Source organism: Marinibactrum halimedae (assembly GCF_021234875.1).
GTDB classification, from domain to species: Bacteria; Pseudomonadota; Gammaproteobacteria; order Pseudomonadales; family Cellvibrionaceae; genus Marinibactrum; species Marinibactrum halimedae.
Genome location: NZ_JAJQVM010000056.1, coordinates 1 through 10,379, shown reverse-complemented (window position 1 = coordinate 10,379; position 10,379 = coordinate 1). Strand labels below are relative to the sequence as shown.

7 protein-coding genes and 1 pseudogene are annotated in these 10,379 nt (G+C 41.2%); 3 read left to right on the top strand and 5 right to left on the bottom strand.

Annotated features, from left to right (window positions below; translation table 11 throughout):
• Positions 1 to 130: 130 nt before the first annotated feature.
• The 3 genes and pseudogenes from LU351_RS19675 to LU351_RS19665 all read left to right on the top strand — a co-directional run.
• Positions 131 to 625, top strand: a pseudogene (locus LU351_RS19675) (RHS repeat-associated core domain-containing protein); the annotation flags it as partial.
• A gap of 13 nt (positions 626 to 638) precedes the next feature.
• The gene (locus tag LU351_RS19670) at positions 639 to 908 is read left to right on the top strand and encodes a hypothetical protein (protein ID WP_232595803.1); all 270 of its coding nucleotides are present in this window, start codon (positions 639 to 641) and stop codon (positions 906 to 908) included.
• 326 nt (positions 909 to 1,234) lie between these two features.
• Positions 1,235 to 1,969, top strand: coding sequence for a YopT-type cysteine protease domain-containing protein (locus LU351_RS19665; RefSeq protein ID WP_232595802.1), 735 nt, complete (start codon positions 1,235 to 1,237; stop codon positions 1,967 to 1,969).
• A gap of 201 nt (positions 1,970 to 2,170) precedes the next feature.
• Here LU351_RS19665 and LU351_RS19655 read toward each other — a convergent pair whose 3' ends face one another.
• From LU351_RS19655 to LU351_RS19635, 5 genes are all read right to left on the bottom strand, one after another.
• The gene (locus LU351_RS19655) at positions 2,171 to 2,425 is read right to left on the bottom strand and encodes a hypothetical protein (RefSeq protein WP_232595801.1); all 255 of its coding nucleotides are present in this window, start codon (positions 2,423 to 2,425) and stop codon (positions 2,171 to 2,173) included.
• A 408-nt stretch (positions 2,426 to 2,833) separates the two neighbouring features.
• The gene (locus LU351_RS19650) at positions 2,834 to 3,250 is read right to left on the bottom strand and encodes a hypothetical protein (protein ID WP_232595800.1); all 417 of its coding nucleotides are present in this window, start codon (positions 3,248 to 3,250) and stop codon (positions 2,834 to 2,836) included.
• A 15-nt stretch (positions 3,251 to 3,265) separates the two neighbouring features.
• A complete protein-coding gene (locus LU351_RS19645; RefSeq protein ID WP_232595799.1) occupies positions 3,266 to 5,224 on the bottom strand; it encodes a S8 family serine peptidase in 1,959 nt (652 codons plus the stop codon).
• A 589-nt stretch (positions 5,225 to 5,813) separates the two neighbouring features.
• Entirely contained in the window at positions 5,814 to 6,206 is a 393-nt protein-coding gene (locus LU351_RS19640; RefSeq protein WP_232595798.1) for a hypothetical protein, read from the bottom strand.
• A 15-nt stretch (positions 6,207 to 6,221) separates the two neighbouring features.
• Positions 6,222 to 8,234, bottom strand: a complete 2,013-nt coding sequence (locus LU351_RS19635; protein ID WP_232595797.1) for a S8 family serine peptidase — start codon at positions 8,232 to 8,234, stop codon at positions 6,222 to 6,224.
• Positions 8,235 to 10,379: the final 2,145 nt, after the last annotated feature.

The following is a 10,379-nucleotide window of genomic DNA, read 5'->3' as shown; positions in this document are numbered from 1 at the left end:
GGGAAAAGTCGCGTCGGGGGGTGTGACTTGTTAAAGTGTCGCTGCACTGTGCTGCGTGTTCTTTAAAGGCTTGATAGCACTGGGCTGTGTGGAAATGTAGGTATGATGTTGCGTAGGCGGACGATACGTCCAAAGTGATCCGTTGGGGTTATATGATGGGCCGAATACTTATGGGTATGTTGGTGGAAATCCGATTAACTTTATGGACCCTTTTGGCTTATTTAAATTTTGTAGAAGAAAAATAGAAGATTCACGAGCAGATATATTCGATGAGGCCTCAGAGGCTGTAATTGATTTCCTTGGTAGTCCATTCAACCTTGGTGTTTACCATGAAAGTGGTTTTTATGAAGATGGGACACCTTTTGGTTTTCCGTGTAATTATTCCATGGAGAGAAAAGAAGATTACAATTACTGTGAAACAGAAACTTATGATGACGACATTATTCGAGAGGTTGAAAAAGAATCAAAAGATGTAGGTTGTTCTGAATACTTTGGTCCTTATCATACGTTCAAAAATAACTGCCAAGATGGTGCTGATAAAATAAGAGATCGATATAAAGAACTTTGGAGAAAGAAAAACTGTCGATCTACTAAACGTGGTCTACGTTGTAAAAGCTCTAAGTAAGGTCTTTTTATTTATGTTTGATGAGAGTTTTTTTAAAAGTGTTGTTGTATTTTTACCGATATTAATTGCTATATGGATTATTTTTGAAAATAAAATTCACTTAGCAAAGAGATTATTATTGATAGCACTTAATTTCTTTATTGTTGTTTCTTTCTCGCTTTTTTATGCAGGTACGTTATTAAAGTATGATTATGAAAAAGGACTCCTTAAAGAGGAATGCTTAAATGGGGAGTCGTCAGATGAAGAGAATAAGCCCAACAATAGTAAATCATCTGGTCAGTAGCGGACACATTGCCACTCCGCCGCAATGCGGCTCCGGGCAGCGCTGCACTTCGTTGCGCACTGCATAGTCAATAAGGCTGCTTTGTCCTATGTCATGCCGCTTGCAAATTCGCAGCGGCATTTTTATTGGCACCGTCATCACTTCCCCTTTTAGCCGCTAAAAAACCCTCGCAGTGGGCAAGCGTCACGCCATACTCCATAGCCCTTTCCAAGCCGTGGCCAGGTAATGGACGGGTTACACTAATTTCAAATGAATGATAAGTGGCTTCTTTCCAGTATTACTTTATATGACTTACCTATTTTGATTTTTATTAAGGAGCGATAATTATGGCTAGGTATCCTTTTACATGTACCCGAATGTTAGCTTGTTACCATGGTGGAAAAACAAATAAATACTTTTCACAAGGCAATGCAAAGGGTATGAAAAGAGATGTGAGAAGGGAAGGAGGTATATGTGGGGCGTTAAGTGGACATTGGGTTGCTCATCATCACAATGGCCGTTCTCTTTGGACTGAGTTATACAATCGAGAGGCGGGATGTCTCGTGTCTTATTCTAGTGTTAACAGTGCTGTTTTCAATACAATACTTAACGATCAGAAGCACTGGGGTGTGGCAGGAGGACTTGGCCTTGAGGATTTTATGGATCAGAATTCATTAGAAAGGGCGCGTCAAAACGATTCGGAAATTGTAGATTTTAATGGGACGAATGTTGATCCAATGTTACGGGGGATTGTGCCTGGTAATCGTATTAATGATATGGGAGCTAGGATTGTTGCCGAATTGAATAGAGGGAAAATGATTTATGGAGCGAAGTATGCTTTGGTGTCGTTGTTTAAAGGCGCTGACTCTAGCGGCATTGATGGGCACGTAGTGGCCGTTGCGATGCTTCCTGATGGTACTACCCTCTTCTTTGATCCTAATTACGGAGAATATGAATTTCCGAGTTTTATAAAGTTTTCCAGTTTCTTTCGTAGTTTTTTTTATGGTCGGTATACGTCTTATTTTGGCAAATTTGACTTTAGATATAAAAGCAGCATTTCTTTTTGGTCTGATAAAGCATGAGAAGAGATAATATCAGTCTGGGGCCACGATCCATCGTTAATATACTGACTTTGGGGAGAGAAAGTTTTCGCGCCATATTTACCCCATGGGTTTTGCCATCGGTAATATCAATAAAATCGGGTATCAGTCCATTATGATCAAGAACAGCGTGTAATTTTATTGCGCCTTTAGCTTGCCGAAACTTTGTCCAAGGAAAGGCACTCAAACATAAGTCAATGGTTGATGCATCCATTGAGTACAGAGGATGGGTTTATTACCCAATTTCCAGTTCGTTCGATCCAGGTACAACACCCAATCATCATGAGCGGCTCCTCCCATGTATTCGGCTAATACCGCGAGATTGACACTTTCAGAGACAATGAGATTAATCATGAGATGCGCCAAACATTCGGCGCGGGATTGATGCCAGCCCAATAGAGGCTTAAGCTTGTGGGTCAGTGAGCGAACGTCTTTCATTTATCGGTTACACCTTTGGTTTGGTTACTTTAGTGTACCGTATGAAGTCGTTTGCTCACTCCTGTAGGCCTTGCCAACAGTGTGTTTTAGAAATTATTGTCCCCTACAGAGGTAAGGCCTAATAAAATCAGCGATTAGGTTGTAGGCTTCACGCCATTGTTCAGTAAATTGTTGATGCCTGACCGTAAAGCGTTTGAGCCCAATATTCAGTTTTTCAAGCTCAGTAATCAATTCAACCTTATTCATGGTTATAATGTTTTCGTGAAAGCCAGTGAGAAATTGATTATATCAGTTTTTCAAAGATATGCCTGAAGGAATTGAATCTTAGGGGATGGCGCTAAAACTGCATCATAAAAAACGCCGCAAAAGCGGCGTTGATGTTAGTGGTGCATTGTTGGTAGCGAAGACTTATTTCGGAGTGTTTTTATTCACTACGATTTCACGCTTCACTTTCTTTACCCCTTCGTGTGCTTCCAGTTGGGCGATAGCCGCTTCCACATTAAAGCCCTTGCGCACTTTGAATGTGGCCACTTTGCGTTTTTTACCGGAAATAAGTTTAAGCCCAAGCTCATCTGCAATGCGTTGTCCAGTTCCCTTTTCTACCAGTTTGACTTTCAATAAGCGGGTTTTCTTAAACTGGCGTTCATCCGTTACTGAGGTGGTGTTAACCCGTTCCATTTCTTGGAATTCGGCACTGGCTTCTAATTCGCGAATAATTTCTTGATCGCGAAGGGTTTGTGCACCCTGAGCTGCTACGTGTGGTACTAAGTGTGGTACTACGTTTAGTGACACCAGGGTGGCAATGATACAAACTAGCTTTTTCATGAAAAATCTCCCCAATTAATGTCCGTAGATGCGAATCGACCAATCGGTTAGTTGGCCTAATCTGTTGTTGTTTCTGGTGCGAATTGGCGTAAATTCTCTGGTGTCTCGACGATAACCGTAAAACACAAACTCGCCAGAATTAGTGTCTGTTACCTTTAACGTCCATTCCCCTTGCGCTGGCTCACCATAAAACGCATTACTTAATAATACGGTATCGTTGAAATTCGTTTGGGTATCTAGGGCATTGGCGGCTTGTGAATCTATACGAGAGCTTTGATCCAATACCAACATGCTGCGTGGTGTTAGCATCATACTGGATGTACCTGAAGGAGAGATTAACTCTATCGCTAAATCGGCATCGCGACCATGATTAATGCTCAACTTGACCTGTACTGCTTCAACGGTTAAGTCATTTCTGACCCTAAGCGATTGTTCGACACCATTTGGTCCTTCAGGAATGCTCGCATTTCCACCGTTGTACGCAATAAATCCGGTGTTTTGTACGGGAGGGAGTGGGTTATAGCGATTGGATTTCGCCATTTTCACCGCTTTTGCGGCATTGGCTCGACCAAATCCGTACCAGTTGTGGAAGTTGTAATCCGCCGCATTGGTGATCCAGCCGGGTTCAGCAACAAATTCACCTGAACCGGTCTCGACGGTGATAGGCTTAAAATTCGTACCAATTTTGGTTGCCGTTTTGGCTAAAATATCTTTCGCGTCTCGCCACGTTAAATTCGGGTTGGCATCCAAGATCAGTGCAAATACACCCGAAGCAACTGGTGCTGCTGAAGAAGTGCCATTAAAAGTTGAAGTGTAATTACAACCTTGGTTTAACGGGTGTGTGCCATCATTGAAGCTGGTGGATTGGTCGTTTCTTGCATAACCAGCATTACAACCTTCGATGTCGGTGGTGACCATTGCTGGGTCGTCTTCTCCAAATTCACCGCCGTGCGCTGAAATCCATACGGAAGAGCCAACGGTAGAGTAGGAAGATAATAAATCACCGTTTTTATTACCATTAGCATCTTTGCTTTCTGCGGCGCTGAGAGCTGAAATAGTGGTGTGATAAAAACTGGCGTTAGATGGCTCTGTTGCGGCTACTTGTGCGGGTAAGCTTTCTGCTTGTGTTTTGTTTGTGTCACGTGAGTCGGCAGAAAAAATAAAATCAGGGGTATAACGGCGTCGATTGATATTAAAGCTGGCAACACCGGCTGTATTTCGTAAATATCGAAATGAATTCCCTGCGGATTTTACAAAAGCGATGCCTCGATTATTATTGGCGCTTGTGGTGACATCTTCTAAATGATCTTCTTCATTGAGGTTGTCGGTGCTATCAAAATTGACGGGCCAAATAGGAGAAAAACCGTAACTTTGATTAATCACGAGGGCGTCATCGGTCACCCCTGCGCCGCCATGGCTTTCTACCCAGTATTCGTATTGTTGGTTTTCCAACCAGTTAAACCCCATGAGTTTTGCTAAAGGGGCAACACCACGACCACCAACACCATTAAATCCGCGTGCTGCAATTAAACCGGCAACAGAGGTACCGTGATCACCACCGGTTTCTGAGCGTGGGGGCGTTGGGTCTGTGCTGCGTCTGCCATTATCGGCATAATTTCGGGAGCGCCCGCGTAAGACGTTCGGTGCTAAATCTTCATGCCGAATAGCCAGGCCCGAATCCACAACCGCGACTTTTACGGATTCGCCCAATACCCGAAATTTTACGTGAGCATTGGTTGCAGCGATGTCATTATTTTTGTCTCCGCCATTAGTGGCTTCAGCGTTCTGGCCTCGGTTTCGTAAATGCCATTGCATTGGGTAGAGTGGATCTTTATCGCGAGAGAGGTACTCTGTTTTGTCAGCGAATAAGTTTGTATAAGGCGGTGTGGAATTGTTTTGAGCATTGGACATGCCTGCGATACCCATAAGGCAAGCACTGACCAGCGGGAGGAGTTTACTATTGTGTTTTATCATGAGTTATACCTCGGTTACATACAGATCATGTATTAATGAAGTGTTGCTCTATTTGCTTTATTTCTTAGTGTTGCGCGAGTTTGATTTTTTGTATGTGGTAATAGTTTTATACATAACTTACATAGCTGTCTTTCCATTTCTTTTCGTTTGGAAAAGATTGATTAGATTGTGATGGTCGTGAATTAATGAATGTTTATGTGCGTATTCAATATCTCAGTTTTTCTGGATTCCACTATGCGTTTTTCATGAGCTTGGTTAGAGGCCGAGTTTTGGTGGAGAAAACAGGGCGTTCTTTTTTAATCAATATTTTTTACTAAGACGATATGTTTTATTTTTTCCTCACTAAGAGAATACGTTTTTGTCGGATAATTGCTATTTTTGTTAAGTAGAGCAAACTTTATGCTTTTAATGAAAAATTTCTAAACAGATATTTAATTTAGAGGAGGTTCAAATAGGACTTGTTATTGAATATTGTTCATGGAGATGGAGATGGAAAGTTGTTTTGAGTAAGTTAAGAAATATTTAGGTTTAGACAACCAATAAAAAACGCCGCAAGTGCGGCGTTTTTTATTGGTGTTTTGGAAATCGCTTATTTCGGAGTGTTTTTATTCACTACGATTTCACGCTTCACTTTCTTTACACCTTCATGGGCTTCTAGCTGAGCAATAGCCGCTTCCACATTAAAGCCCTTACGAACTTTAAAGGTGGCTACCTTACGCTTTTTGCCAGAAATGAGCTTTAATCCAAGTTCGTCAGCAATGCTTTTTGCTGTGCCTTTTTCCACCAGTTTAACTTTCAGTAAACGGGTTTTCTTAAACTGACGTTCTTCCGTTACCGAAGTGGCTCTAACGCGCTCCATTTGTTGGAATTCGGCGCTGGCTTCTAATTCGCGAATAATTTCTTGATCGCGAAGGGTTTGGGCATCTTGTGCTGCAGCATTCAGCGAAACTAAAGCGGCAATCATACAAACTAATTTTTTCATGAGACATTCCCCTCTTTAGTGACCGTAGATACGAATAGACCAATCTTCCAAGCGGCCAAATCTAAGGTTATTCGGTGTTTTGATTTCAGTGAATTCACGCGTTTCCAAACTGAAACCATAGAAAACAAACTCGCCAGAGTTAGTATCCGTCACTTTCAGCTTCCATTTTCCTTTTGATGGTTCACCGTAGAAGGCATTACTAAGTAGAACGGTATCGTTAAAGTCAACTTGGGTATCCAGCCCTTCTTCAATTTCAGGAGAAACCTTTTGACCTTGGTCTAATACCAACATGCTGCGTGGTGTAACCACCATGCTACTGGTGCCTTTTGGTGAAATTAATTCAACGGCTAAGTCGGTATCACGTTCGTGGCGAATGCTCAATTTGACCTGTACAGCTTCAACAGTAAGGTCTTCTTTAACAAACAAAGATTGTGTACGACTTTTACGACCAAATACTTTTCCGTCTGGGATGTATTTAATTTCAGGCAATTTGTGTTCAATGAAGTCTGTGACTTTCAACTCAGGCAGTGGTTGATAGTCTTCAGACAGTGCCATCTCAACCGCAGCGGTTGCATCAACACGTCCAAAACCATACCAGTTGTGGAAGTCGTAACCAGCGGCGTTGGTAATCCAACCTGGTTCGGCAACAAATTCACCCGAACCGGTTTCAACAGTAATTGGCTCGAAATTCTCTCCGATTTTGGTAGCGGTTTTGGCCAGAATATCTTTAGCATCACGCCAGGTGAGTTTTGGGTTGGCATCTAAGATCAAAGCAAATACACCAGAAGCAACTGGTGCAGCAGAAGAGGTGCCATTGAAAGTAGACGTGTAATTACACTCTAAGTTTTCTGGATGGCTGCCACCGTTAAAGAAGCCGCTTTGGCCTTCTCTGGCGTAACCCGCTTCACAGCCTTCAATATCAGTAGTGACCATCGCGGGATTATTGGAACCAAATTCACCACCATGAGCGGAAACCCAAACCGAAGAACCGACGGTGGAGTAGGAAGACAGTAAATCGCCATTTTTGTTGCCGTTTTCATCGACACTTTCTGCGGCACTTAATGCTGAAATCGTGGTGTGATAGAAACTGGCGTTAGAGGGCTCAGTCGCAGCGATTTGAGCTGGTAAGCTTTTAACCTGAGTTCCATTCGGGTCGCGGTAATAAGGCGAAATGATGAAATCTGGTGTGTAAACGGAGCTGGCCTGACATTTTGGCAGATTTGTACTGATGTCGAACGCTTTACAGATAGCGGGAAGTGCATTGCCGTCTTCATCCAGCTCGAACGCAAAAGCACCTGCAAAGTTTCTTAAATAGTTGAAGGAGTTACCCGCTGATTTAACAAAGGCAATACCCCGGCCATTGTTAGCGCTTTCGGTGACATCCGCTAAGTGATCTTCTTCACTGGCATTACTAAAGCTGTCGAAATTAATCGGCCAGAAAGGCGAAAAACCGTAGCTTTGGTTGATAACTAATGCGTCGTCAGTAACGCCTTCGCCACCGTGGGTTTCTACCCAGTACTCGTAGGCTTGATTTTCTAACCAGTTAAAGCCCATTAGTTTTGCAAGCGGAGCAACGCCACGGCCACCCACGCCATTAAATCCGCGAGAAGCAATTAAGCCTGCTACGGAGGTGCCGTGATCACCACCAAGAGATTCGCTAGGAGGAGTGGGATCATTGGTGCCGGTAACATAGTTACGTGAGCGCCCTTCTAATACGTTCTCGACAAGGTCTTCGTGGGCAATAGCGAGGCCGGAATCGACAACGGCCACTTTAACGGACTCACCAAAGACACCGAAATCAAAGTGGGCACCAAACGTGTTTACGTCATTACCTGCATCACCAGGGTTGACTGCTTCTGCGGTTTGCCCGGTGTTGTTTAAATGCCATTGCATTGAATACAACGGGTCGCTGTTGTTGTAGTCTTCAACGCTGGAAAAAGTCGGTGTTTCCTGAGCGTTTACCAAAGAGGCCATGCCCATAAGACAGGCGCTGACCAATGGCAGCAGTTTGCTATTGTGTTTCATCATGAGTAATACCTCGGTTCCTTACGGGTAACGAATAATTACAGTGGTAATTTTATTTTTTGTTTAATAAGTTGGTGGCAAAATGAACGAATAATGAAAGGATGATTTACTTATGTGTAATTTACCTATATGTAAATTTTTACCTATGTGTCATTTATCTATGGTAATCGTAGTTAGAGTATGTTTATTACGACTAAAAATTGTTGTTAATAAACTATACAAGAATTATCCATTTAATTCATTAGCCTACTTTAAAATACTCTTTTGTATTGCATCCTTAACGCCCTGTGTGTTTTCCATATTTTTTTTGGGGTAAAGAAAATTAAAAAAGCTTGAAAAATATTTTTATGTTTTTTTGATTGTCTTTTGAGCGCCTTGATGTTTAAGTCCAAATTTTTATGCTTACTAAGACGAGCCTTTCGACGCATCCCTCAATTTTTTCTTAAAAAAAGTACTTGAAAATTATACCGAAAATAAACTCTTCAAGTTTCTGTGAAATAAGTCTCATTGCAGAGGGGTGATCAAAGATAAATATGCTTATAGGTTGGATTCGATTGGTTGCTGTTTGATCTGATTGTGTCGTTTATGCGCTATGAAGTGTATACCATGGTGTATTTGAATTATCTAATATGGTTGCAAAAGCGATTTTAACTTTGGTGGTTGTAAGGCTGTTCGGGTTTTATGCTTTGTACTCTATGTGTTATTGCGGATAGATAGGGAATTGTAATGGTCTCTTTTTCCCATTGGGGGGCACTGTAATTCCATGCCCTCAAGAACTATACTGGGTGTAACTACGCTGTAAAACTTAACAAAATGTTAGATTTTAGGGAGAAAGTTATGCAATCAGTCATTTCTGTTTTTTTATTTGGCGTATTTATATTTTCGATATCACTCATGATTTATGCGATTTTTAAATATACGGGGTTCCTTGTCACAAACAGAGAAAATGAAGGTACTTTGACAAGAAGCTTCGAGTATTTATTTTTTAATAAATCGTGTGATCAGCTATCTGTTTTTAAATTAGCAATTGCATCGATAACGCTTTCTGTATGCATAATTTTGGCGTTTTCTCTAGCCTGAAATTTACATCGTATTCAAGGCGGTATTGAGCTGATTTTACTTTTCCGTTCTAATCATAAACAGAGAAATTATAAAGACGCGTAATCATGGACGATTTCTCGATATCGGGAAGTGCTAAACATGCAAGAGGCCTTCAAAGGTGCTGCGGCGATAGCATTAAAACTGACTCGCTTAGGTTGGCTTCCTCCATTTAATTCAATAGTGTTATAATTAGAGAGCTTTTTGATCAGGCTGAAATCTAAAAGGGTAGAAAATGAAGATAAGTTTAAGGGTTTTGACAGTAATCGCTTGTTTCTTCGCTGCTATAGCCTGTTATGTCTTTGGTATTCCCGCAGGTGGTGCTGCCTTTCTTATGGCAGGGCTGGTATTCGAAAGTCTCTTTTGGTTTGGTCTATTTGGCCGAAAAAAGGTTCGAACATAAGTAACCTTCATGTATCAATCAGCACAGTCACAAAGATCCGAACGTCGGCTGAAACTCAGCGCCGCAGGCTTTCAGTTTGTCATACATCTAACGAATACTGGATGCTGGTGGCCTTACCCTCATCATTTTGGTTTTTTCTAATTTTACCTGTTTTATTGGTGATTAATTTTTTCTCGTTCGTGTATGAGCTGATTAAAACGAATTCATTCAAGAAAAAAACTATTCTCTATTTTGGACTAACACTGCCAAGTTTTCTGATATTTTCATCCGGTATCAATAATGGTTGTTATGTATCAGTCTAATAAAAAACAAGGTGATGAATAAGGTTTAGGGGTTCTGATTAAGTTACCGAAAAATACGATAATGTCATTTCAAAATTAATATCATTGTGTAAAATATAGTCAGCCTAACACTTCTTTACTTATTGGATCTTTAAAATTTGATAGTGGCGACAAAATGAGCATGTTGAGTTGACGGCCCAGTCAACCTTATGGAGTATGCGAGGTTATTTTTATCTATAGGGAACCTCTATAAATTCGTTTTTTTAGCGCGATAATTTTCTAATTTTTTCTACCGGAACATTTACCGAAAATAATTATCATTACGCATTTATTTACAAAAATATTGGATAAAAATTCGTTCTTTTG

Coding starts and splice junctions, on each gene's coding strand:
- LU351_RS19670 (WP_232595803.1), top strand. CDS start 639: ATGTTTGATGAGAGTTTTTTTAAAAGTGTTGTTGTATTTTTACCGATA.
- LU351_RS19655 (WP_232595801.1), bottom strand. CDS start 2,425: ATGAAAGACGTTCGCTCACTGACCCACAAGCTTAAGCCTCTATTGGGC.
- LU351_RS19665 (WP_232595802.1), top strand. CDS start 1,235: ATGGCTAGGTATCCTTTTACATGTACCCGAATGTTAGCTTGTTACCAT.
- LU351_RS19650 (WP_232595800.1), bottom strand. CDS start 3,250: ATGAAAAAGCTAGTTTGTATCATTGCCACCCTGGTGTCACTAAACGTA.
- LU351_RS19635 (WP_232595797.1), bottom strand. CDS start 8,234: ATGATGAAACACAATAGCAAACTGCTGCCATTGGTCAGCGCCTGTCTT.
- LU351_RS19645 (WP_232595799.1), bottom strand. CDS start 5,224: ATGATAAAACACAATAGTAAACTCCTCCCGCTGGTCAGTGCTTGCCTT.
- LU351_RS19640 (WP_232595798.1), bottom strand. CDS start 6,206: ATGAAAAAATTAGTTTGTATGATTGCCGCTTTAGTTTCGCTGAATGCT.